This window comes from Amycolatopsis sp. NPDC033938 (assembly GCF_055575975.1).
The window spans coordinates 906269-927665 of sequence record NZ_JBVIRO010000001.1; the positions used below are offsets into that span (position 1 = coordinate 906269).

Consider the following 21397-nt stretch of genomic DNA (forward strand, 5'->3'; position numbering starts at 1 on the left):
CCCGACCCGGGCTGCGGTACCGGGGGTCGTGCGTGCCCTTTGGGTTCATAACCCGAATCGCCACTCACGACCAACCCGGCCCAGCTGGAACCGCCGCGGTCTCCGCCTGGCCCAGCTGGTACCGCCGCCGTCTCCGCCCGGCGCGTCAGGTCGAGACGTCCGCCGTCCGTGCCCGCCACGCCCGCGCCTTCTCCCGGTTCCCGCACGACCGCATCGAGCACCACGTCCGCGACCGGTTGCGCGACTCGTCGTAGAACGCCCACAGGCAGTCGTCCGCCGGGCAGATCTTGAGCCGGATCCACTCCCCGAGCACGGTCAGCCGGATCGACGCCGCCATCACCGCCTCGCTGACCGATTCCGCGACCAGGAGCGGGCCTTCCGGGCCGAGGACGACCTCCGCCGGCGCGCGCAGGCCGAGCCGGGGCAGCCGCGGATCGCCGATCGCGGCCCGAAGCGCGTTCCGGGTTTCACGGGCGGCCGCGGGGGTATCCGGGCGCAGCCGGTGATCGTGGGCCCAGCGTTGCCAGGTCTCCAGATCGTCCAAGAGGTCGGTGCCGCGTTCGACGTTCACCGTGTTCAAAAACTCGACCACCAGGGACGCGTCGGTGTTCACCTCGCCCAGTGTACGGCCGAGACCGGTTGTCATCGGCAGCGATAACCCTCATACTCGTTTCACTGGTTACTCGATCATTCTGGAGGCTGAAGCATGGGTGCGGTACCGACCTTCGGCGCGGTGGCCCTCGACTGCCCGGACCCGGTCGCGCTGGCGGAGTTCTACCGCGAGCTGCTCGACTGGAAGGCCGCGGAAGTCGCCGAAGACGGCCATTGGGTGACGCTGCGGAACCCGGAAGGCGGCGCGCGGTTCTCGTTCCAGCGCGTCCCGGACTACCGCCCGCCCGCGTGGCCGTCCGCCGAGAACCCGCAGCAGGCGCACGTCGACCTCGATGTCACGGATCTCGAAGCGGGGCACGAGCGCGCGCTGGCCATCGGCGCGAAGCTGCTCGACGACTCCCCGGAAAGCTTCCGCGTGTACGCGGATCCGGCCGGGCACCCGTTTTGTCTGTGCGCTTGCTGACCTGGGCGGCGAAAAATGCGTAATCTCTGATACGTGATTTGTCCGAAGTGTCAGAACGTCATGAAGACCGTCGACAAGAACGGTGTCCACATCGACCAGTGCCAGGGATGTCGCGGCATCTTCCTGGACCGAGGCGAGCTGGAAGCCATCGCCAACGCCGAGACTTCGTACTACGGCGGGCATCAGCCTCCGCCGTATCAGGGAGGTGGACACGCGCCGGCTCCGCACTACGGACGGCCGGACTCCCCGCGTCCCCATCGCGGCGGTTACGCCGACTCGCCGAAGGGCTACCGAGGCGGTTACGCGGATTCGCCGAAGGGCTACCGAGGCGGCTACGCGGACTCCCCGCACGGGTACGGCCACAAGCGTCGTAAGGGCGGTTTCCTCGAGGGTCTCTTCGACTGACCGTGGTCCTCGATCTCAAGATCTGCCCGGCCTGCGGTGATCGCGCCGAACGGCCACGAGTCGAGAGCGGGCTGCTGGTGTGCGCCAAATGCGCGCATCGGTGGCCGTTCCGGCGGCTCCCGCTGTTCGCGCTGACCGGCCCGAGCGGGGCGGGGAAATCGACGGTCGGGCCCCGGCTGGCGGAACGGCTCGGCGAGCTGGCACTCGTGGTCGAACAGGACGTGCTGTGGACGGGGGCGCTGCGCGACGACGTCCCCGGCCACCCCGCGTTCCGGTCGACCTGGCTGCGGATGGCGGCGATGCTGCACCAGAACGGGCGGCCGGTCGTGCTCTGCGGCACCGTCGCGCCGCCGGAATTCGAGCGGTTGCCCGAGCGCGTCTTCTTCTCCGACATCCACTACCTGGCGCTCGTCAGCGAGCCCGAAGCCCTGCGCAAGCGCTTGCTGGCTCGACCGGCCTGGCGCGAATGGGACGAGGAGCGGGTCGAGGAGATGCTGGAGTTCAACGAGTGGCTGCAGGCCGAAGCGCCGTCCCTTCAGCCGCCGGTCGAGTTGTTCGACACCACCCACATCCCGGTGGAGCAGACGGTGGACCGGGTCGAAACGTGGGTGCGGGGCCACCTGACGTGAGTGGCCGCACTGCTTGTGCGAACTCGGCCGCCAGGCAGGTGCGGGTCCGGAATCCGGACGGCACCTGCCTTTCACGGCCGCTGAGACCTACCGGTAGACCCAGGTCGCCCAGAAGGGACCGGCGCCGTCATCGCCCTCGAGGCACCGCCCGGGAGGATTGATGTACGTCCCCGCCAGATAAAGGCAGTCGTTGTGCCCCTGATCGGTGTACGGGAAAATCTTGACGATTCGCCAGGACGCCTGGACGGTGATCGGGGACTCCGAGGCCGCGGCCGGAACGCCGGAGCCGAGGAGGCCGATCGCGGCGCCGGCCGCTACCAGCCCGGTGATGGCCATCTTCTTCAAACCCATGCTTTTCCCTCCAGTTGATCTTGCGAGTGCAGTTTCCCCCGGATCGACGGCGCCCGGCGGTTATTTCGAGGAATTTGAATCCTTTTCAGGGGGACAGCGGCCAGGTGCGGCCGTCGGGTGAATCCAGCCAGATCACCTGGTCTTCGCCGTCGAGGCTGAGCCCGAACCGGTCCCGCCACGGCTCACCGAGTTCGAACCATTCCTCCTGCGCGCTTTCGACCAGTTCCCAGAGCCGTCGAGGACCGCCTTCGGCCACCTCGAACCCGTCGCCCCGTCGCCGATGCCGCACCCATGAGCCGTCCGGGTGGACCAGCGCGGTGTTCTGGCCGTCCCGCAAGGCCGTCACGCCGGGAAGCTGGAGCCCGGCGAAGAACTCGAAGCGGCTGCGGACCTCGGTGATGGCCCTCATCGGCAACCGGGTCGGCCGCCAGGCCGTTTCGCCGCCGGGCACCTTCGACGGTTTGAACCGATGCGCGCGCAGCGGCATGAAGCGGCCGTCGCGGGCGAGCACGCGTCCGTGTCCTGTCGCGCCTTCGCCCGCCACGATCCGGACGAGCCCGCCGCCGATCGGCCGGTTCAGCGTGGTGACGATCAACCCGCCCGGCATCGTCTGTTCCAGCCAGGCAGGCGGAATCGACGACACCGAGCAGGTGCACAGGATCCGGTCGTAGAGCACGCCTGCTGGGTAGCCCTCGGCGCCGTCGGCCGCGGCGCACGAAGGCGCGTACCCGGCCTCCGCGAGCCGTTTGCGCGCGGTTTCCACCAGCTCCGGGTCGATGTCCACTGTGTACACGAGTCCGGAACCCAGCCGGTGGCACAGCAGGGCGGCGTTGTAGCCGGTGCCCGTGCCGATTTCCAGCACTCGCTGCCCGTCGGCGACCCGGAGCTCTTCGAGCATGATCGCCATGATCGACGGCTGGCTGGACGAACTCGTCGGTGTGCCCGGCTGCGCGCCGAGATAACGCGCCCGTTCCCAGAGCCCGGAATCGTCGTCGAGCTGGATGACCAGCACGTCGGGGGAGTAGACCCGCTCCAGCCAGCCGTCGTCGCCGCTTTGCATCGCTGCCCAGCCGTTCGCCGCCGGGACGAAGAAGCGCGGCAGGAAGACATGCCGGGGCACGGTGCGGAAAGCGGTCATCCAGCGCGCGTCGTGCAGTACGCCTTCGGCGAGCAAATGCTCGACGAGGCGCCGCCGTAGCCGCGTCGCACTCGACATCCCTCCACCGTAGCGGGGTGAGCGCCAACACACCCGATGGTTGCAAGCAGAGTGCTTGCAATAGCTAGCACTCGGGCGTAGCGTGGAAGACGTCGCGAGGAGGTGACCGATGTCAGACACCAACCGGGATCAGCCCGCATCGGGTGGACCGATGGAGAAGGTCGCGGACATCGCTTCCGACATCGGCGAGTACATCCGCCAGCAGCGCAGCAACGCGAAGATCTCCTTGCGGCAGCTGTCGAAACTCGCCGGCGTGTCCAATCCGTACCTGAGTCAGATCGAGCGCGGGGTCCGCAAGCCCAGCGCGGAGATCCTGCAGCAGATCGCCAAAGGCCTGCGTATCTCGGCCGAGGCGCTCTACGTGCAAGCGGGAATCCTCGATCTGCCGATGGGCGGCCCGGTCGGCGACGCGATCCGCGCCGACACCGAGCTGACCGAACGGCAGAAGCAGGTCCTGCTCGACGTCTACGAATCGTTCCGCCGCGAGAACGCCGCCGCGCAGCCAGAACAGGCGGCGCGGGCGAAAACCACAGCCACAGTCAAGATCGAAAACGAAGCCGTCGAAGCCAAGGAGTCAGCATGACCACCGCCACGAAGAACAAGACCGAGCGCAAGCACAGCGCCCTCGACCAGGTCCGCACCCCGCTGCTCGCCGCCCTCGGCGCCGGGAACCTGGCGGGCCAGGCCGTCGTCGACGCCGTGTCGAAGGCCAAGGAGCGCGTCGTCGAGGGCAGCGAGACCGCCCGTAAGAACATCGAAGAGCTCCCGCACGACGTCGAGGGTCTCCGCGAGAAGCTGGACCCGGCCGAGCTGCGCAAGGTCATCGACGAGTACACCGAGGCCGCGCTGAAGCTGTACAACAAGCTGGCCGAGTCCGGTGAGCAGGCGTGGGACAAGATCGCCACGCAGCCGCAGGTCAAGAAGGCCATCGAGCAGCTCGAGGACGCGCTGAGCACCGCGCAGGACCGTGTCGAGGAAGCCACCACCGACGCCCGTGAGCGCATCGACACCGTGCTCGGCAAGGTCACCAAGGGCACCCGCTCGGTCGGCGAGAAGACCGCCCGCAAGGTGACCGAGGTCGCCGGCGAGATCGCCGACGAGGTCGAGGAGATCGGCGACGACCTCGCGCACGAGACCCGCTCGGCTTCGCGCAAGGTCGCCAACAAGACCGCGCCGAAGACCACCACCCCGGCGCGCCGCACCACCACCAGCACCACCACCGCGGCCGCCAAGAAGCCGGCCACCGCGCCGAAGACGACCGAGAAGTAAGGTCCGCGTGAATCCCAGGGCCCCTGGTACCGGCTTCGGTACCAGGGGCCCGGGCCATTCGCCCGGTTTGACGTAAGCTGACTTCGTGTTCGTTGCCACCTGGATCCTCATCGCCATTCATTGGGGCGGCGCACTGACGGGGCTGTTCGCTTTCGTGCATGCGCTGCTGCAGCGCGCGGACGCGTATTCGGCCGCCGACCGCAAGACCAAACCGATCTGGATGCTCATCACCGGTGGGTCCACCGTCGTGCTGACCGTCTTCCAGTTCTACGGCGGCGGCATGATCCTGTGGCTGCCCGCGCTCGTCGCGGTCCTGGTCTATCTCGTGGACGTCCGGCCCAAGCTCATCGAGGTCCAGCGCGGCGGCCGCAACTGGTGACTATCGTGGCGGTGTGACTGACTGGACCATCGCCGGAAGCCTCACCGTCGTCCCCGCTCCTTCGCGTCCGGACCTGCTCGCCGAGCCCGTCGCCAAGGCACTCGCCGCCCTTTCCGATCCGGACGCCGTCGGCGTCACCGAGATCGATGCCGGACTGGCCGACACCGCCGCCTTCTGCGAGGCGTACGGCTCACCGCTTTCCGCGTCCGCGAACTGTGTCGTCATCGCGGGCAAACGCGCCGGTGAAGTCCGGTTCGCCGCCGCGATGATCCTCGCCACCACCCGCGCCGACGTGAACGGCGTGATCAAACGCCGCCTCGACGTCCGCAAGGCGTCCTTCGCCCCGATGGACGAAGCCGTCTCGATCACCGGCATGGAGTACGGCGGCATCACGCCGGTCGGGCTGCCGGAGGGCTGGCCGATCCTGATCGACCAGCGGGTCGCGGACGAGCCCGAACTGGTCATCGGAAGCGGTATCCGCGGCAGCAAGCTGCTGATCTCGGGTGCGGCGCTCGCGTCCCTGCCCGGCGCCGAGGTGATCGACGGTCTCGCCCGTCCCATCGAGTGAGGCTGTCCACAAAGGACTTCGCGCTGCCTTCGGCGTTCGAGGCGGAGTTCCTCGAGGTCGATTCCGCGTTGCTCGCCAGGCTCGGTGAGAACCGCGCCCGCGTCCTCGCCGCCCTGTCCGACCGTCCTGTCTACGGTGTGAACACGGGCATGGGACGGCTCGCCGGGATTTCCGTGGACGGCTCGGCCGGGCATCAGCGGAACCTGCTGGTCGGCCGGGCCGTCGGCGGACCGCCGTGGCTCTCGGCCGAGGAAGTGCGCTGGCTTCTGCTGGTGCGCCTGCGGGATCTGCTCGCGCCGGAGGCGGGCGCGAGCCCGGAGCTGGTGACGTTCCTCGTCGACCGGCTGAACGAGGGGTTCACGCCCGCGGTGCCGAGGACGGGGTTGGGCAGTGCGGGCGAGATCATCCCGCTGGCGCATGCCTTCCAGACCTTTCTCGGCATCGGGACCGTGCTGGTCGACGGCGTCGAGACGCCCGCGTCGGAGGTGCTCGCGAAGCCGTACGAGCTGGGCCTCAAGGAGGGGGCGACGCTCATCCAGGGCTCGCCACTGGCCGAGACACTCGCGGCTTTCGCGCGGACCGAGGTCCAGCAGGTGGTGGATCTCCAGACGCTGGCCGCGGCCATCGCGATCGACGTTCTCGGTGCGCCGCGAGCGGTCTATCGCCCTTCGCTCGCGGGAGACGACCAGGTGCTGGAGTCGGTGCTGGATGAAATCGGTTGTTTGCTCGACGGTGCCGAGACGCGCTCGGACGTCGTGCAGGCGCCGGTCTCCGTCCGCGTCGCGCCGCGGGCGATCGCTCATCTGACCCGGGTCAACGGTGAGCTGCGCGAGGCCATGCGGCGTTCGATGCCGACCGACTCACCCGCGTTCCTCGACGGCGAATTCGTGTCCACGACGGGTTTCCACGCCGTCGAACTCGGCCTGCGGATGGACGCGGTGACGGCGGCGCTGGTGCATCTCGGCGAGGTGAGCGTCCAGCGGACGCACCGGTTGCTGGACGAGCGGTTCAGCGGGTTGCCCGCGCAGCTCGCGGTGGATCCGGGGCCGCAGGCGGGGCTGGTGCCGTTGCACAAACGCGCGGTGGGGGAACTGCACGCGCTGCGAAGGCTGGCCACCCCGGCGACGGTGGGCTCTGTCGACACTTCCGCCGGGCAGGAGGACGTGCAGGCGTTCGCCTGGGCGGCCGGGAATCAGCTCCGGGAGGCGTGTGCGCGGATGTTCGCCATCACGGCCTGCGAGCTGATCACGGGTTCGCAGGCGCGGTGGCTGGCGGCCGGGGAAGGCGCGGCTGGGCTCCAGAACGCTTACGGGTGGCTTGGTTCGCTGGTTCCGCCGGTCGCGGTGGATCGGTCGCTGGGGCCGGAGGTGACGGCTCTCGTCGCGGCGCTCAAGAGCGGGCTTCCGCGCGGGACCGGACGGCCAGCCCCCGCGGAGTCACCAAGCGAGTGATGAGCGCGAAGGCGGCCTCGCACACCAAAGCCAGTACGACGACGGCGATCCCGCCTGCCAGGATTTCGCCGTGGCCGGGATCCCCGAGCGCGAAACCGTCCACAATGTACCGTCCGAGCCCGCCGCCGTCGTTGACGATCGCGCCGATCGCGACGGTGGCGACCAATTGCAGGAACGCGACGCGAGCACCCGCGAGAATGACCGGAGACGCGAGCGGCAACTCCAGGCGCAGCATGATCTGCCACTCGCGGTAACCCGTTCCGCGTGCGGCGTCGATGGTTTCCTGCTCCAGCTGGATGACGCCCGCGTACGTGTTCGTGAACAACGGCGGCAGCGCCAAAGCCACCAGCGCGAGCATCAGCGGCCAGAACGTCGTGTCGACTTCGAGCCGGGAAGCCAGGAACCAGAACAGGATCACCAGCCCGAAACTGGGGATCGCGCGGCCGATGTTCACCGCGCTCGTCGCGAGGAACTGCGCGCGCCGGTAGTGCGCCAGCCACAACGCGGGCGGGATCGTCAGCACGGCCGAGATCGCCAAGGCCAGCAAGGAGAACTGCAGGTGCTCGACCGTCCGGTACGGCACGCCTGCCGGATCGGTCCAGCTCCAGCGGTCCGGTTCGCCGAACCACTCGATGGTCTGGTCGATGATGCTCATCGCGACGCCGCCTTCCGCGACCACGGCGCGAGGGCGCGCCCGCCGAGCCACAGCAGCAGATCCACCACGACGGCGAGCACCACGGAAAGCCCGACACCGACGATGATCGACGTCGGATTCGGGGTGGCCGTCTGGATTCCGTTGCGGATGAAGTAACCCAAGCCGCCCTTGCCGAGCATGGAAGTCACCGTCACGAGCCCGATCGTCGTCACCGCCGCGACCCGCAGCCCCGCCATCACCACCGGCAGCGCGAGCGGGAGTTCGACCTGCCACAGCAGGCGCGAGCGCGTGAAACCCATGCCTATCGCGGCTTCGCGGACTTCCTTGGGTACCTGTTCGACACCGGTGACGATGTTGCGGATCAGGATCAGCAACGTGTAAGTCGCCAAGGGGATCACCGCGGTGGTGAAGGACGTCAGGCCGGTGAACGGCACCAGTACCGCGAAGGCGCCGAGACTCGGTATGACGTACAGCGACCCGGCCGTGCTCAGCGCGACGACGTAGAACCATCGGCGACGCAGCGAAACCACGGAGATACCGACCGACACCACCAGTCCGATGGCCAGCGCCGCCGCGGTCAGCGTGATGTGCTCGCCGAGCCGATCGAGGATCTCGTCGAAATGGCGGTCCACCCAGCGCCATTCGAACAGCGGCCGCCCGCTTTGGGCGGGCACGGGGAACACGGAGGACGCTCGCACCGGCCGACCCTACCCCGTTCGGGCGGCCCGATTCCGCTTGTCGGGAGCGAAAAGGGCGGAACTCTCAAAATGTGGATTCTGTCGGTACCCGGAGATACTGTCCATTCCTCTGATCGAGTCATAGGAGTGTGCACGTGCGCTGGACACGGAATGTTCGAGTGGGCGCGGTGCTCGCCGCCGCCGTCCTCGGTATGACCGCCTGCGGGGGTGGCGACGACGCTGCGGCTCCGGCCGCGCAGAGCAAGGGCGGGGCACCGATCGTCGTCGCCTCCTTCAACTTCACCGACAGCCTGGTCCTCGCCGAGCTGTACGCGAACGCGCTGGAGGCCAAGGGCTATCCGATCACCCGCAAGCTGAACCTCGGTTCGCGCGAGCTGATCTACCCGGCGCTGAAGTCCGGGGAACTGCAGTTCATCCCGGAGTACCAGGGCGCCGCCATCACCACCGGCTTCGGCAAGGAGGCCGCGAAGGACGCGGCAGGCGAGCACGAGCAGCTCAAGAAGCTGTTCGAGCCCGAAGGAATCGGCCTGCTGGACTACTCGCCGGCGGAGGACAAGAACACCTACATCGTGAAGGCCGACCTCGCCAAGGAGAAGGGCCTCACGAAGATCAGCGATCTGTCCAAGGTCGACAACGTCATCGTGGCCGGCGGCCCGGAGTGCGAGAAGCGGCTTCCCTGCTTCAAGGGCTTCACGGACGTGTACAAGCTGAAGGCCACTTTCCAGACCGTGCAGGAGGCAGGCCCGCGTGTCGAGCAGCTGCGGTCCGGCAAGGTCACCGTCATCCCGGTCGACTCGGTCAGCCCGCTCGTCGGCGACCCGCAGTTCGTGGCACTGGAGGACGACCTCGCCATCGTCCCGACCGAGAACGTCGTGCCCGCGGTGAACAAGAAGGTGCTCGACGAGCGCGGCGCCGACTTCGCGGCCGCCGTCAACGCCGTCAGCAAGGCCCTCGACACCGCGCAGCTGCGTGAGCTGAACAAGCGCGTCGACTCGGACGGCGAGAAGCCGGGCGATGTCGCGAAGGACTGGCTGAAGGAGAAGTCCCTCATCTAGTCCTCCCCCCTCGCGCGCGCCATGAAAGGTCCTTTCCTTGCAAATTTTGCAAGGAAAGGACCTTTCATGGCGTTTGGGGCAGGGGGCGCCCGCTCCGGTCGCACCTCGCGGTGGAATCGTGGACGCTGTCTTGCACACGGGTGAAAGGGAGTGGGATGGGAAAGGTCACCGCCATCGCGGAGCGCACCATCGAGGCGCCGGCCGACAAGGTCAGGGCGCTCGTCGCGGACTACGCCGAAACCCGCCCGAAGCTGCTGACGGAGCACTACCGCGACTACGAGGTCATCGAAGGCGGCGTCGGGGCGGGCACGAAGGCGCGCTGGAAGCTGCAGGCGACGTCGAAGCGCGTACGGGACGTCGCCGCGACGGTGACCGAGCCCGCCGAAGGCACCCTCGTCGAGACCGACGCGAACTCCAGCATGGTCACCACCTGGACCGTCCGCGAGGTGCCGGAAGGCAGCCTCGTCCACATCGAGACGACTTGGGACGGTGCGGGCGGCATCGGCGGCTTCTTCGAGAGGACCTTCGCGCCCGGCGGACTCAAGCGGATCTACGAGGGAGTTCTCGGCAAGCTCGCCGAGGTCGTGTAGCGCTCGCCACAATCGGAATGGTCGCCCCGGTTAGCTCGTTGTACCGGTGGTGAATACGGGGCGATCGCCCCGCTTGTAGTGCGCAACAGACTTGGAGTCACCCCGTGAACGCAACCGAGATCCGGCTCGCCTCCCGTCCCCACGGTGTCCCGACGCTCGAGAACTTCGAGATCGCGGACGTCGAGATCCCGACCCCCGGCGAGGGGCAGCTCCTGGTCCGCAACCAGGTGCTGAGCGTGGACCCGTACATGCGCGGCCGGATGAGCAGCGCGAAGTCCTACGCCGAGCCGTACGAGGTCGGCAAGGTCATGCACGGTGGGGCCGTCGGTGAGGTCGTCGAGTCGACCGTCGACGACTTCAAGCCGGGCGACATCGTGCTGCACGGCCTCGGCTGGCGTTCGCACGCCGTCGTCGCCGCCAAGCACGCGGTGAAGGTCGACCCCAATGCCGCGCCGATCTCGGCCTACCTCGGTGTCCTCGGCATGACCGGGCTCACCGCGTACGCCGGGCTGCTGGAGGTCGCGGAGTTCAAAGAGGGCGACACCGTCTTCGTGTCCGGCGCGGCGGGCGCTGTCGGGTCCGTCGTCGGCCAGCTGGCGAAGCTGAAGGGTGCGAAGCGGGTCATCGGCAGCGCGGGCTCGGACGAGAAGGTCAAGTGGCTGACCGACGAGCTGGGCTTCGACGCGGCGTTCAACTACAAGGACGCCCCCGTCATCGAGCAGCTGCGCGCGGCGGCGCCCGAGGGGATCGACGTGTACTTCGACAACGTCGGTGGCGACCACCTCGAAGCGGCCATCGACTCGATCAACCTGCACGGCCGGATGGCGATCTGCGGGATGATCTCGGTCTACAACAACACCGAACCGGCCGCGGCGCCGCGGAACCTTTCGCAGATCATCGCGAAACGATTCACCATGCGCGGTCTGCTGGTCGGCGACCACTACGCGCTGCAGCCGCAGTTCGTCAAGGAGGTCGCGCCGCTGGTCGCCTCCGGTGAACTCAAGTACTCCGAGACCATTGTGGACGGTATCCGCAACGCGCCGCAGGCGTTCCTGGACCTGTTGGGCGGGGCGAACACCGGCAAGATGCTGGTCCGCGTCTGACCCCTTCACCGATGCTATGAAAGGTCCTTTCCTTGCAAAATTTGCAAGGAAAGGACCTTTCATAGCGCGCGCGGGGGCCTCAGTACTGCGTCGTGAGCGCCCCGTGCGTCAGTGCCGCGTCCAGCTCCTCGGCCGACATGTCGAGCTTCATCTGGTCGCGGAAGATCTGCCCGGCGGTCGGCAGACCGGACCGCTCCGGCCACGTCTCCGGCTTCCACAGCGAAGACCGCAGGAACGCCTTGGCACAGTGCATGTACAGCTCTTCGACCTCGACCAGGATCGCCAGCTTCGGCCGCTTTCCCTTGACCACGAGGTCGTCGAAGAACGGCGCGTCCGCGACCAGTTTCGCGCGGCCGTTGATCCGCAGCGTCTCGTTCATTCCCGGCACCAGGAACAGCAGCCCGGCGTGCGGGTTCTCGATGATGTTGGTCTGGCTGTCGAGCAGCTTGTTGCCGGGCCGGTCGGCCAGCACGAGCGTCCGGTCGTCGAGCACCTTCACGGAACCGGCCGGGTCACCGCGCGGGGAGACGTCACAGGTCCCCTCGGACGACGCCGTCGCCAGCAGATAGAACGGCGAGTGTTCGATGAGCGTGCGCGCGTGCTGGTCGATGAAGGGGATGATCTTCCCCTTGGTCCGCTCGGCCGGGTGGCCGAGGTGCTCGCGGAGCGCTTCGTGCGTCTCGATCACCTTGATCTCTGGAGTCCCCATGGATCCAGTCAACCACTAGAAGACGACAGTCCGGTTCCCGTGCACCAGGACGCGGCCCTCCAGATGCCACCGCAGTCCCCGCGCCAGCGTCACCTTTTCGATGTCGCGGCCCTTGCGGACCAGGTCCTCGACCGAGTCACCGTGGTCGACGCGGATGACGTCCTGGTCGACGATCGGGCCCGCGTCGAGGTCGGCGGTGACGTAGTGGCAGGTCGCGCCGATCAGCTTCACCCCACGCGCGTGGGCCTGGTGATACGGCCGCGCGCCGACGAACGACGGCAGGAAGCTGTGGTGGATGTTGAGCGCCCGCCCGGCCCAGGCCTCGCACAGTTCCGGGGGCAGGACCTGCATGAACCGGGCGAGGACGACGGCGTGCGGGTCGTGTTCGTCGACCAGTTTCCGCACCTCGGCGAAGGCGGACGCCTTGGCCGCGGCGTCGCCGGCGGGGAACGGGACGTGGTGGAACGGGATGCCGTGGGCGCGGGTGATGTCGCCGAGCGACTCGTGGTTGCCGATGACCGCGGCGACGTCGACGTCCAGTTCGCCGGACGCGACACGGCCGAGGAGGTCGTAGAGGCAGTGCCCGGCCTTGGAGACGAGGATCACGGCGCGGCGGCGCTCGCCGGTGTCGCTGACCTGCCAGCTCGACTCGGCCGAAAGCGACTTCGCGACCTCGGCGAAGCGCGAGCGCAGTTCCGTGGCGTCGAAGGGCAGCGAATCGGCGCGGACGACCTGGCGGGTGAAGAACCAGCCGGTGTCGGGGTCGGTGTGGTACGCGGCTTCGACGATCCAGCCGCCGTGCTCGGCGAGGAAACCCGAGATCCGGGCGATGATGCCGGTGCGGTCGGGGCAACCGAAGGAGATCACGTAGCGGCGTTCAGGGTTCGACACGCACACCATTGTCGCTGGTCCCGGCCGCGGCGCGGCGCCGGGTCAGGATGCGGACGCGGACCCGGCGGCCGATCTCGATCGCCCCGACCAGCAGCAGGCCGAGTGCGAAGGACAGCAGAAGGCCCTTCTCCGGTTCGTCCGTGAAGGCCGCTCCGCCGACGAGACCGATCAGGACGCTGTACACCGCCCAGACGCTCGCGCCGAGGGCGTCGAGCGGGATGAACTTGCGCGGTGGGTAGCCGAGGCTGCCGGTGGCGAGTCCACTCGCGACGCGGCCGCCTGGCAGGTAGCGGGCGGCGAGGATCAGCAGGACGGCGTTGCGCCGGACCTGGATCTTGGCCCATTCGTAGCGCCGGATCCCGTCCGGACCGCGCTGCAGACGGGCGAGTGCTCGCGGGCCCGCCGCGGCGCCGACGGTGTAGCCGAGGCAGTCGCCCAGCCAGGCCCCGAGCGCGGCGATCACGGCGAGCAGCACCAGTTGCGGCAGATCCGGGCCGGTCAGGACGGCGACCGTGATGACGGTCGTCTCACTCGGCATGAACGGCAGGAGCGCGTCCAACCCGGACACGAGGAACACGATCACCCACAGCCAGGGTGATCCCAGCGAGCCCCGAAGCAGTTCGGTGACGTACTCCAGCAGTTCCACGGTTCCATGGTGATCACCGCAGGTCGCTTTGGGGTGACGGAGCGGGGTTCGGCCGATGAATTCCTAGTCGGGGGCCACCGAGGACCACGGCACGGTGAGTTCGCCCAGTCGCCAGCGCGACGGGCGGCTCAGCACCGGCCAGCCGCGCGCGGTGAGCAGGTGCACGGTATGCGCCCAGCGGGCACGGACACCGAAGTTCTGATGCGGCGCCGCCGTCGCCCAGCAAATGTCCAGAGTGGACAATAGCTCGTAGATACGTTCACCGGGAACGTTGCGGTGAATGAGGATCTTGGGTAGTCGTTCGGCCACTGTGGACGGACGTTCCAGGCTGGCGAGGTGCACCGAAAGGGTCAGCGCGCGAGGGCCGTCGTGCCCGACGGCGACCCAGGTGCTCAGTCGCCCGATCTCGTCGCAGGTGCCTTCGACGAGGAGTCCGTCCGGGGCCATCGCGGCCAGCATCAGCGACCAGGCCCCGGCGACCTCGGCTTCGTCGTACTGCCGGAGCACGTTGAACGCGCGCACCAGCACGGGCCGGGTCCCGGCGAGTTCGAAGCCGCCGCGCCGGAAGTCCAGCCACGGCCGGTCGGCACACGCCTGCGCCACGGCCACTCGTTCGGCGTCCAGTTCCAAGCCGAGCACCCGGACGTCGCGGCGCACGGAGCGCAGCCAGCGCGCCATCTCCACCGTGGTCACCGGGGAGGCGCCGTAGCCGAGGTCCACCACCAGCGGTTCGTCCGCGCGGCGCAGCAGCCGGGTCACGACGGCGTCGCTCGCGAGCCACCGGTCCACGCGGCGGAGCCGGTTGGGGTTGGTCGTCCCGCGTGTCGGTGCCCCGACCGGTTTCAGCGCTCGGCCAGCCACTTCGCGACGAATTCGGCCTCGCGCTCCAGCAGTTTGACGACCTGTTCGGCGATCACGCCCTCCAGCTTCCCGCCGACGAACGGGATCCGCACCTTGACCTCGCCGCTGTTGGCCAGCGTCGTCTGCCCGCCTTGGCCGGTCAGCGACGTCTTCGCGGTGATCTCGCCCGGCACACCGTGCACGGACGCCGACGCGACGCCCGTGTACCCGTCGCCGTCGGCACGCCAGGTCTGCTCGCGCTCGACGACGAGGTCGCCGCGGTGCAGGGTCCGGACGGCGGACGGGAGCTTGTCCGAGCTGATGCCCTGACGCAGCTTGTAGCGCACGCCGTCCCCGGTCGTGACGTACTCCAGCAGTTCCGCGTCGTCCCCGCCGATCTGCTCCAGCCTGGCCCGCAGCGCCGCCTCGCTCGACACCGCGTCCCACACGCTCGGGACGTCGGCGGAGAAGGCTGTGCGGTGCTCGATACGGGAGGCCATGGCGCCAGACAGTACCGTTCACGGGCGTGAGCACCGCTGAAACTCCCACCCAGCACGCCGCCCTCGCCGACCACACCACGCTGCGGCTCGGCGGCCCGGCGCGGCGCTACGCCGAGGCGACGACGGCACAGGCCCTGGTCGACGCGGTCCGCGAGGCCGACGACGCGGGTGAGCCGGTCCTGCTGCTCGGCGGCGGTTCGAACCTGGTCGTCGCCGACGAGGGCTTCGAGGGCGCGCTCCTGAAGGTCGGCCACACCGGCTGGACACGTGACGGAGATCTCGTCGAGGTCGCGGCCGGGCAGAACTGGGACGGTTTCGTCGAGGGCCTCGTCGCGGAAGGCGTCGGCGGACTCGAATGTCTTTCCGGGATCCCCGGCTCGGTCGGCGCGACGCCGATCCAGAACGTCGGCGCGTACGGCTGCGAGGTGGCCGAGTCGCTGGTCTCGGTCGACCTCTACGACCGCGCCGACCGCGAGATCCGCACGCTGACCGCCGAAGAGCTCGGGTTCGGCTACCGCACTTCGATCCTGAAGGGGACCGACGCGGGCGTCGTGCTCACGGTGCGCTTCAACGTCACCGAAGACGGCCTCTCGGCCCCGATCCGCTACGCCGAACTCGCCCGCACGCTCGGCGTCGAGATCGGTGATCGCGTCCCAACGGCCGAAGCGCGCGAAGCGGTCCTCGGGCTGCGTCGCGGTAAGGGCATGGTCCTCGACGCGGACGATCACGACACCTGGAGCGCGGGCTCGTTCTTCACCAACCCGATCATCGGGGAGGCCCAGGTCGCGAAGGTGCTGGCGAGGATCGTCGACGTCGTCGGCGAGGACGTGCGCGTGCCGCGGTACCCGGCACCTGGCGGCACGAAGCTGTCCGCGGCGTGGCTGATCGAGCGGGCGGGGTTCGCGAAGGGACACGAAGGGCCCGGAGGCCGGGTCTCGCTGTCGACGAAGCACACCCTCGCGCTCACTAACCGGGGGAAGGCGTCGACCGCCGACCTCCTTGCCCTGGCCCGCGAAGTGCGCGACGGCGTCGAGGCTCGCTTCGGTGTTTCGCTCCACCCGGAACCCCTGCTCATCAACTGCTCGCTCTAGCCCTGTCGCGAAATGCGGGTAGCCGGAACAACCCGGCGACGGTCCCATGCGTCTAGACCATGAGGGGCGCGGGGTGAGTTCCGTCGCCGCGGGTAACGTCGGAGAGGTCTCCAGCGCTGAGCGGGTAGGTGCTCGCGTGGGGGTCAATGGGAGGTTCACGGTGATCGAACGGCGCACGGTGTTCAAGGCCGCGCTCGCCGCGGGTGCGGCCATGCTGGCGGCTGCCTGCTCCAGCGAAGAAGGCGGCAACGCCAAACCGCAGGGCAGTGGTGGCGAAGGAGAGACCGCCACGCCGCCGGTCGCGAAGATCACCGCCGAACCCGCCGTCGACGCCAAGGACGCTCCCGTGGTGACGCCGGTCGTGGTGAAGGTCGCCGACGGCAAGCTCACCGAGGTCAAGGTCACCGGCGATTCGGGCAAGGACGTCAAGGGTGAGCTTTCCCCCGACGGCCTCACCTGGACGGCCTCCGAGGTCCTCGGCTACGGCAAGACGTACACGTACGCCGCCAAGGCCACCGGCAGCGACAACAAGACCGCCGAACTCAAGGGCACGTTCACCACGGTCAAGCCGGCCAAGGAGGTGCGCGCCACGCTGAACCCGACCGACAACGCCGAGGTCGGCGTCGCGATGCCGATCAGCGTGAAGTTCGCGTCCGCGGTCAAGGACAAGGCGGCCGCCGAGAAGGCGCTCAAGGTGAAGACCGACAAGGACGTCGAGGGCTCCTGGGGCTGGCTGTCGGATACGCAGGTCGACTGGCGGCCCAAGGAGTACTGGCCAGCCAACATCACGGTCAGCGTCGAGGCGAAGCTCTACGGGGTCGCGCTCGGCGGCGGCGCGTACGGCAAGGCCGACGTCACGACCAAGTTCAAGATCGGCCGCAACCAGGTGGTCAAGATCAACACCCCGGACCACGTCATGAAGGTCTACCGCAACGGGGCGGAGTCGGCGAGCTACCCGTGCTCGAACGGGCTCGACGGCGACGTCCAGCGCAACACCCCCAACGGCACGTTCATCGTGATGACGAAGGAGCCGATGGCGCGGTTCGACAACGCGCGCTACGGCTACACCAACGTCAACAAGAAGTGGTCCTGCCGGATCTCGAACAACGGCGAGTACATCCACGAGAACCAGGACAACGCGGCCAACATCGGCAAGGCCAACACCTCGCACGGCTGCGTGAACCTGCTCGAAGCGGACGCGAAGAAGTACTTCGACTCGGCGATGATCGGCGACCCGGTCGAGATCACCGGTTCGAAGCTGGGCAGCCCGACCAAGTCGGACGTCAAGAACTGGTTCTACGACTGGAAGTCCTGGAAGGCCCTCTCGGCCGTCAAGTAGAAGCCGGGTGAGGGCACCGGCCACCGAAGCCCTCATAGGCTGCTGGCATGAAAACCGAAGTGGTCGGCTATGGCGGGACGCGGATCGGGCTGTGGGTCGAGGGTGCCGAGAACACCCGTCCGATCGTGTTCGTGCACGGTTGGGCCCAGTCCGCCAAGGCCTGGGCGCCCCAGCTCGCCGATCCCGCGCTGTCCGAGCGGTTTCGCCTGGTCGCGATGGATCTGCGCGGGCACGGGGACTCCGAAGCCCCCTCGGCCGGCTACGACGACCCGCGGGTCTGGGCCGAAGACCTCGCCTCCGTGCTCGACTTCGCCGGCGAAGACGCGATCGTCGTCGGCTGGTCGTACGGCGGGTTGGTGATCACCGACTACCTCCGCGTGCACGGTTCCGCACGCCTCGGCGGTGTCATGCTGGTGGGCGCGATCACAGAGATCGGCAAGAATCGTCCGGGCGGGAAGGTCGGCCCCGCCATGCGCGAAGCCATCCCGGCGGTGCTGTCGGACGATCCGGCGGTCGCGATTCCCGCGTTGGTGCGGTTCAGCCGGCGGATGACCGCCTCGCCGGTGTCGGGGACGCTGACCCAGTCCCTGCTCGGCGCCAGTCTCGCCACGCCGCCCTCGGTGCGTTCCGCGCTGTTCAGGCGCGACGTCGGCAGCGAGGACGTACTTCGCGAACTGGACAAACCGACACTGATCGTCCATGGTCTCGCGGACGCTGTGATCGATCCGACGTCCGCGGAGTACGCGGCCGGGAAGATTCCGGGTGCCGTCCTGCGTTGGCTACCTGAGGTGGGGCATCTGCCGTTCGCCGAAGCGGCGGAGGAGTTCGGTGGCCTGCTGCGCGGGTTCGCCGATCAGTAGGACTTCAGGAGTGTTGACCAGGTGACGTTCCCTCCGTACGGGTTCGATGCCGCGCCCAGGCGCGTCGCGGTGCTGTCGTTGCACACCTCTCCGCTGGAACAGCCGGGTACCGGTGACGCCGGCGGGATGAACGTCTACGTGAGCCAGACGGCCACCGAGATGGCCCGCCGCGGCGTCGAGGTCGAGGTGTTCACGCGGGCCACGTCCTCGGACCAGCCACCGGTGGCCGAACTGGCGCCCGGCGTGCTGGTGCGGCACATCCCGGCCGGGCCGTTCGAGCCGCTGGGCCGCGACGAGCTGACGGCGCAGCTGTGCGCCTTCACCGCCGGGGTGCTGCGGGCCGAAGCGTTCCACGAGCCCGGCTACTACGACCTCATCCATTCGCATTACTGGCTCTCCGGCCAGGCGGGCTGGCTCGCCCGCGACCGCTGGGGCGTGCCGCTGGTGCACACCGCGCACACCCTGGCCAAGGTCAAGAACGCCGCGCTGGCCGAAGGCGACACGCCCGAACCGCGCACCCGCGTGATCGGCGAGGAGCAGGTCGTCGCCGAGGCGGACTGTCTGGTCGCGAACACCCGCGTCGAGGCTCGCGAGCTCATCGAGCTGTACGACGCCGACCCGAGCGCCGTGCACGCCATCCCGCCGGGGGTCGACCTCGACCGGTTCACGCCGGGCTCCCAGCAGGCCGCGCGCCGGGCGCTGGGGCTGCCGGAGGACGCGATCGTGCTGGCCTTCGCGGGCCGGATCCAGCCGCTGAAGGCACCGGACGTCCTCCTGCTCGCCGCGGCTGAAATGCTGCGCGAGCGGCCGGAACTGGCGTCGCGGCTGGTCGTGCTGATCGTCGGCGGCCCGTCCGGGAACGGGCTGGAGCAGCCGCAGGCCCTGCGTGAACTGGCCGTCTCCCTCGGCATCGAGCGGCAGACCCGGTTCATGCCGCCGCAGCCGGGCGCGGCATTGGTCGACGTCTACCGTGCGGCCGACATCGTCGCTGTGCCGAGCTACAACGAGTCGTTCGGCCTCGTCGCCCTCGAAGCGCAGGCCTGTGGGACGCCGGTGATCGCGGCCGAGGTCGGCGGGCTGCCGGTCGCGGTCCCGCACGGTGTTTCCGGGCTGCTGGTGCCTTCGCATGATCCGAAGGACTGGGCAGGCGCGCTCGCGAACGTCGCTCTGCGGCCCGGTTGGCGTGCCGAACTCTCGGCCAACGCCGTCGTCCACGCGCAGCGCTTTTCCTGGCGCCGCACGACGGATCGGCTGCTCGGCACGTACGCTCAAGCGACCGGCGCGTTCCGGCGTGCCCTCGAACAGCGCGCGGAGGTGGCGGTTTGACGCTCGACGAGACTTTGCGGTCCTCTTTGGACAACGCGGGCCTGAAGTACGACAAACGTGGCGAGGGAAAGTACTTCGTCACCTTGCCCGGTACCAAGAAACTGCAGACGAACTGCTGGCTGGTCGCCGGGGATCACGCCTTCGCCGTCGAAGCCTTCGTCTGCCGCCGCCCCGATGAGTCCCATGAGGACGTTTACCGATTTCTGTTGCGGCGCAACGCGAAACTGTACGGCGTGCACTACACGGTGGACGCGATGGGCGACATCTACCTGGTCGGCCGGTTCGGCCTGGACACGGTGACCGAGTCCGAATTGGACAAGATCCTCGGGCAGGTGCTGGAGGCCGCCGACGGCGACTTCAACACGCTGCTGGAACTCGGGTTCGCCGAGTCGATCAAACGCGAATGGGACTGGCGGGTCTCGCGTGGCGAGTCGCTGGCGAATCTGCAGGCGTTCAAGCATCTCGTCGAGCCTTCGAACGGACACGAACCAGGGGCCTTGACCGACTCGTGACCCGGACGGTGCAACGGCGCCGAGTCCCGCTCCGTCTCTCTCCGCAGCACTGGAGGGAGAAGGTTTGATGCACAAGCGATGGAGATGGGTCGCCGCCGCCGGGATCGTGCTGGCGCTCGCGGGCTGCTCGGCGAACGACTCCGGCGAGAAATCCGCCGCGCAGCCGATGTCGGCGGACGGCCGGGCCGCGCCGAACCAGGGCGCGCCGAACCAGGAAAGTGGCGACGGGGCCGGGAAGGCGGGCCAGCAGAAGGCGCCGGTGCCCGCCGGGCAACCGGGGGTCGCCGACCGCAAACTGGTGCGCACGGCGAACCTGGAGCTCACCGCGCCGAACGTGGCTGAGGTGATCTCGCAGGTGCGGGTCATCACGCAGGGCGCCGCCGGTTACACCGGGCAGGAAAGCACCCAGGAGAAGCGGGCGTCGGTCAACGTCATCGTCCCCTCCGAGCGCCTCGACGGTGTGCTGGACCAGCTGGGGAAGCTGGGCAAGCAGGTCAAACGTGAGGTCACCGCGACGGACGTGACCGAGCAGATGGTCGACGTCGATTCCCGGCTGGCCACCCAGCGGGCGAGTGTCGAGCGCATCCGGGCACTGCTCGCGAGGGCGACGTCGGTTTCGGAGATCGCTTCGGTCGAGAGTGAGCTGACGAGCCGCGAAGCCGAACTCGAGTCGCTTCAGAAACGTCGCGAGAGCCTCGCCGGAAGTGTCGCCATGTCGACGATCACCCTGCAGGTGAAGGCGGAAACGGTCGCGGCGACGGAGGAATCGCGCGGCGGGTTCTTCGGCGGGCTGGCCGACGGCTGGGACGCGTTTCTGACCTTCGGTGGCGGTCTGCTGACCGTGCTCGGCGCGATGGCGCCGTTCCTGCTGGTCTTCGGGGTCCCTGTGGCCGCACTGGTGTGGTGGCTGCGCAAGCGGCGCCGCTCGGCGACGCCCGCGATGGCGACGGCGTCCGATCTGCCGTCCGCGCCGCCGCTGGACTGAAAGAACTAGGCGGGACGGCTCGAGGGAGGGGGGAGTCGCGATCTCGAGCCGCCCCGCTGAAGTTCCCGCCGAGGTGGACCCGGTGACGAGGGGGATGCCAACGGGGCCGGCGGGCGCCGCGACTCGGCAGGGGGGAGACGAGTCGCGGTCGTCACCCGCGTCGGGCCGGGGAGTGCGTGGAATCCGGCCGCGCGGGACGTAGTCAACCTGTCAGATCTCCACCTGTAATCACAAGACTACCCGTTACTCCGTTA

The 21397-nt window shown here is 68.7% G+C and carries 27 protein-coding genes; 17 read left to right on the plus strand and 10 right to left on the minus strand.

Translation table 11 applies throughout. The features are described from left to right. Positions 1-145 precede the first annotated feature (145 nt). Positions 146-646, minus strand: a complete 501-nt coding sequence (locus ACZ5ZX_RS04500) for a CGNR zinc finger domain-containing protein (protein WP_465500626.1) — start codon at positions 644-646, stop codon at positions 146-148. A gap of 60 nt (positions 647-706) precedes the next feature. Here ACZ5ZX_RS04500 and ACZ5ZX_RS04505 point away from each other — a divergent pair, with 60 nt between their 5' ends. From ACZ5ZX_RS04505 to ACZ5ZX_RS04515, 3 genes are read left to right on the plus strand one after another with little or no spacing between them, the layout of a single operon-like run. After that, on the plus strand, positions 707-1075 hold the full coding sequence (locus tag ACZ5ZX_RS04505) for a VOC family protein (protein WP_465500627.1): 369 nt from the start codon (positions 707-709) through the stop codon (positions 1073-1075). A 33-nt stretch (positions 1076-1108) separates the two neighbouring features. Next, positions 1109-1480 carry a TFIIB-type zinc ribbon-containing protein gene (locus tag ACZ5ZX_RS04510; RefSeq protein WP_465500628.1) on the plus strand — a complete coding sequence of 124 codons (372 nt, stop codon included), beginning with the start codon at positions 1109-1111 and terminating at the stop codon, positions 1478-1480. 2 nt (positions 1481-1482) lie between these two features. Then, the gene (locus ACZ5ZX_RS04515; protein ID WP_465500629.1) at positions 1483-2109 is read left to right on the plus strand and encodes a P-loop nucleotide/nucleoside kinase family protein; all 627 of its coding nucleotides are present in this window, start codon (positions 1483-1485) and stop codon (positions 2107-2109) included. Between the two features lie 87 nt (positions 2110-2196). Here the strand turns inward: ACZ5ZX_RS04515 and ACZ5ZX_RS04520 are convergent, their stop codons facing one another. Then, a complete protein-coding gene (locus tag ACZ5ZX_RS04520) occupies positions 2197-2460 on the minus strand; it encodes a hypothetical protein (protein ID WP_465500630.1) in 264 nt (87 codons plus the stop codon). 85 nt (positions 2461-2545) lie between these two features. Continuing rightward, positions 2546-3676, minus strand: a complete 1131-nt coding sequence (locus ACZ5ZX_RS04525) for a methyltransferase domain-containing protein (protein WP_465500631.1) — start codon at positions 3674-3676, stop codon at positions 2546-2548. Positions 3677-3827: 151 nt separating this feature from the next. Here ACZ5ZX_RS04525 and ACZ5ZX_RS04530 point away from each other — a divergent pair, with 151 nt between their 5' ends. The 5 genes from ACZ5ZX_RS04530 to ACZ5ZX_RS04550 all read left to right on the plus strand — a co-directional run bounded on the left by ACZ5ZX_RS04530 (position 3828) and on the right by ACZ5ZX_RS04550 (position 7343). Then, positions 3828-4259, plus strand: a complete 432-nt coding sequence (locus ACZ5ZX_RS04530; protein ID WP_465501042.1) for a helix-turn-helix domain-containing protein — start codon at positions 3828-3830, stop codon at positions 4257-4259. Then, complete coding sequence (locus ACZ5ZX_RS04535; RefSeq protein WP_465500632.1) at positions 4256-4945, plus strand: hypothetical protein; 690 nt, start codon at positions 4256-4258, stop codon at positions 4943-4945. The genes ACZ5ZX_RS04530 and ACZ5ZX_RS04535 overlap by 4 nt, the downstream gene beginning before the upstream one ends. 85 nt (positions 4946-5030) lie before the next feature. After that, positions 5031-5324, plus strand: coding sequence for a DUF2516 family protein (locus ACZ5ZX_RS04540; RefSeq protein WP_125678935.1), 294 nt, complete (start codon positions 5031-5033; stop codon positions 5322-5324). A 13-nt stretch (positions 5325-5337) separates the two neighbouring features. Continuing rightward, positions 5338-5892 carry a YbaK/EbsC family protein gene (locus tag ACZ5ZX_RS04545; protein ID WP_465500633.1) on the plus strand — a complete coding sequence of 185 codons (555 nt, stop codon included), beginning with the start codon at positions 5338-5340 and terminating at the stop codon, positions 5890-5892. After that, positions 5889-7343, plus strand: a complete 1455-nt coding sequence (locus ACZ5ZX_RS04550; RefSeq protein ID WP_465500634.1) for an aromatic amino acid lyase — start codon at positions 5889-5891, stop codon at positions 7341-7343. Before ACZ5ZX_RS04545 ends, ACZ5ZX_RS04550 begins: the two co-directional genes overlap by 4 nt. Here ACZ5ZX_RS04550 and ACZ5ZX_RS04555 read toward each other — a convergent pair. Together ACZ5ZX_RS04555 and ACZ5ZX_RS04560 are read right to left on the minus strand one after the other, a co-directional pair. Next, positions 7282-7998 carry an ABC transporter permease gene (locus ACZ5ZX_RS04555; RefSeq protein WP_465500635.1) on the minus strand — a complete coding sequence of 239 codons (717 nt, stop codon included), beginning with the start codon at positions 7996-7998 and terminating at the stop codon, positions 7282-7284. The genes ACZ5ZX_RS04550 and ACZ5ZX_RS04555 overlap by 62 nt on opposite strands. Next, complete coding sequence (locus ACZ5ZX_RS04560) at positions 7995-8681, minus strand: ABC transporter permease (RefSeq protein WP_465501043.1); 687 nt, start codon at positions 8679-8681, stop codon at positions 7995-7997. Before ACZ5ZX_RS04560 ends, ACZ5ZX_RS04555 begins: the two co-directional genes overlap by 4 nt. A gap of 173 nt (positions 8682-8854) precedes the next feature. Between ACZ5ZX_RS04560 and ACZ5ZX_RS04565 the strand changes: the two genes are divergently transcribed. The 3 genes from ACZ5ZX_RS04565 (at position 8855) to ACZ5ZX_RS04575 (ending at position 11444) form a co-directional block, all read left to right on the plus strand. Next, positions 8855-9751: an ABC transporter substrate-binding protein gene (locus ACZ5ZX_RS04565; protein WP_465501044.1), complete on the plus strand. Its 897-nt coding sequence runs from the start codon at positions 8855-8857 to the stop codon at positions 9749-9751. 155 nt (positions 9752-9906) lie between these two features. Continuing rightward, positions 9907-10341, plus strand: a complete 435-nt coding sequence (locus ACZ5ZX_RS04570; RefSeq protein WP_465500636.1) for an SRPBCC family protein — start codon at positions 9907-9909, stop codon at positions 10339-10341. 104 nt (positions 10342-10445) lie between these two features. After that, positions 10446-11444: an NADP-dependent oxidoreductase gene (locus ACZ5ZX_RS04575; protein WP_465500637.1), complete on the plus strand. Its 999-nt coding sequence runs from the start codon at positions 10446-10448 to the stop codon at positions 11442-11444. Positions 11445-11523: 79 nt separating this feature from the next. Here the strand turns inward: ACZ5ZX_RS04575 and ACZ5ZX_RS04580 are convergent, their stop codons facing one another. The 5 genes from ACZ5ZX_RS04580 to ACZ5ZX_RS04600 all read right to left on the minus strand — a co-directional run bounded on the left by ACZ5ZX_RS04580 (position 11524) and on the right by ACZ5ZX_RS04600 (position 15030). Further along, positions 11524-12153, minus strand: coding sequence for a pyridoxamine 5'-phosphate oxidase family protein (locus tag ACZ5ZX_RS04580; RefSeq protein WP_465500638.1), 630 nt, complete (start codon positions 12151-12153; stop codon positions 11524-11526). Positions 12154-12168: 15 nt separating this feature from the next. Further along, a complete protein-coding gene (purU, locus tag ACZ5ZX_RS04585; RefSeq protein WP_465500639.1) occupies positions 12169-13053 on the minus strand; it encodes a formyltetrahydrofolate deformylase in 885 nt (294 codons plus the stop codon). Beyond that, positions 13031-13690 (minus strand): DedA family protein, encoded by a 660-nt coding sequence (locus tag ACZ5ZX_RS04590; protein ID WP_465500640.1) that lies wholly within the window; start codon positions 13688-13690, stop codon positions 13031-13033. Before ACZ5ZX_RS04590 ends, purU begins: the two co-directional genes overlap by 23 nt. Positions 13691-13753: 63 nt before the next feature. Further along, entirely contained in the window at positions 13754-14551 is a 798-nt protein-coding gene (locus tag ACZ5ZX_RS04595; RefSeq protein ID WP_465500641.1) for a class I SAM-dependent methyltransferase, read from the minus strand. After that, positions 14533-15030 carry a DUF2505 domain-containing protein gene (locus ACZ5ZX_RS04600; protein WP_465500642.1) on the minus strand — a complete coding sequence of 166 codons (498 nt, stop codon included), beginning with the start codon at positions 15028-15030 and terminating at the stop codon, positions 14533-14535. Before ACZ5ZX_RS04600 ends, ACZ5ZX_RS04595 begins: the two co-directional genes overlap by 19 nt. Before the next feature lie 26 nt (positions 15031-15056). Between ACZ5ZX_RS04600 and ACZ5ZX_RS04605 the strand changes: the two genes are divergently transcribed. The 6 genes from ACZ5ZX_RS04605 to ACZ5ZX_RS04630 all read left to right on the plus strand — a co-directional run bounded on the left by ACZ5ZX_RS04605 (position 15057) and on the right by ACZ5ZX_RS04630 (position 21143). Beyond that, positions 15057-16121 (plus strand): UDP-N-acetylmuramate dehydrogenase, encoded by a 1065-nt coding sequence (locus ACZ5ZX_RS04605; RefSeq protein WP_465500643.1) that lies wholly within the window; start codon positions 15057-15059, stop codon positions 16119-16121. A gap of 160 nt (positions 16122-16281) precedes the next feature. Beyond that, positions 16282-17460 carry a L,D-transpeptidase gene (locus ACZ5ZX_RS04610; RefSeq protein WP_465500644.1) on the plus strand — a complete coding sequence of 393 codons (1179 nt, stop codon included), beginning with the start codon at positions 16282-16284 and terminating at the stop codon, positions 17458-17460. Between the two features lie 47 nt (positions 17461-17507). Continuing rightward, on the plus strand, positions 17508-18320 hold the full coding sequence (locus ACZ5ZX_RS04615; protein ID WP_465500645.1) for an alpha/beta fold hydrolase: 813 nt from the start codon (positions 17508-17510) through the stop codon (positions 18318-18320). 21 nt (positions 18321-18341) lie between these two features. Further along, positions 18342-19646 carry a D-inositol-3-phosphate glycosyltransferase gene (mshA, locus tag ACZ5ZX_RS04620; protein WP_465500646.1) on the plus strand — a complete coding sequence of 435 codons (1305 nt, stop codon included), beginning with the start codon at positions 18342-18344 and terminating at the stop codon, positions 19644-19646. Continuing rightward, a complete protein-coding gene (locus tag ACZ5ZX_RS04625; RefSeq protein WP_465500647.1) occupies positions 19643-20158 on the plus strand; it encodes a type III secretion system chaperone family protein in 516 nt (171 codons plus the stop codon). Before mshA ends, ACZ5ZX_RS04625 begins: the two co-directional genes overlap by 4 nt. Positions 20159-20225: 67 nt before the next feature. Next, positions 20226-21143, plus strand: a complete 918-nt coding sequence (locus tag ACZ5ZX_RS04630; RefSeq protein ID WP_465500648.1) for a DUF4349 domain-containing protein — start codon at positions 20226-20228, stop codon at positions 21141-21143. Positions 21144-21397: the final 254 nt, after the last annotated feature.

What these genes read in the sequence shown, in the direction of transcription:
- ACZ5ZX_RS04500 (WP_465500626.1), bottom strand. Translation starts at nt 646, where the DNA reads ATGACAACCGGTCTCGGCCGTACACTGGGCGAGGTGAACACCGACGCG.
- ACZ5ZX_RS04505 (WP_465500627.1), top strand. Translation starts at nt 707, where the DNA reads ATGGGTGCGGTACCGACCTTCGGCGCGGTGGCCCTCGACTGCCCGGAC.
- ACZ5ZX_RS04520 (WP_465500630.1), bottom strand. Translation starts at nt 2,460, where the DNA reads ATGGGTTTGAAGAAGATGGCCATCACCGGGCTGGTAGCGGCCGGCGCC.
- ACZ5ZX_RS04525 (WP_465500631.1), bottom strand. Translation starts at nt 3,676, where the DNA reads ATGTCGAGTGCGACGCGGCTACGGCGGCGCCTCGTCGAGCATTTGCTC.
- ACZ5ZX_RS04530 (WP_465501042.1), top strand. Translation starts at nt 3,828, where the DNA reads ATGGAGAAGGTCGCGGACATCGCTTCCGACATCGGCGAGTACATCCGC.
- ACZ5ZX_RS04535 (WP_465500632.1), top strand. Translation starts at nt 4,256, where the DNA reads ATGACCACCGCCACGAAGAACAAGACCGAGCGCAAGCACAGCGCCCTC.
- ACZ5ZX_RS04555 (WP_465500635.1), bottom strand. Translation starts at nt 7,998, where the DNA reads ATGAGCATCATCGACCAGACCATCGAGTGGTTCGGCGAACCGGACCGC.
- ACZ5ZX_RS04570 (WP_465500636.1), top strand. Translation starts at nt 9,907, where the DNA reads ATGGGAAAGGTCACCGCCATCGCGGAGCGCACCATCGAGGCGCCGGCC.
- ACZ5ZX_RS04580 (WP_465500638.1), bottom strand. Translation starts at nt 12,153, where the DNA reads ATGGGGACTCCAGAGATCAAGGTGATCGAGACGCACGAAGCGCTCCGC.
- purU (WP_465500639.1), bottom strand. Translation starts at nt 13,053, where the DNA reads ATGGTGTGCGTGTCGAACCCTGAACGCCGCTACGTGATCTCCTTCGGT.
- ACZ5ZX_RS04600 (WP_465500642.1), bottom strand. Translation starts at nt 15,030, where the DNA reads ATGGCCTCCCGTATCGAGCACCGCACAGCCTTCTCCGCCGACGTCCCG.
- ACZ5ZX_RS04615 (WP_465500645.1), top strand. Translation starts at nt 17,508, where the DNA reads ATGAAAACCGAAGTGGTCGGCTATGGCGGGACGCGGATCGGGCTGTGG.
- ACZ5ZX_RS04630 (WP_465500648.1), top strand. Translation starts at nt 20,226, where the DNA reads ATGCACAAGCGATGGAGATGGGTCGCCGCCGCCGGGATCGTGCTGGCG.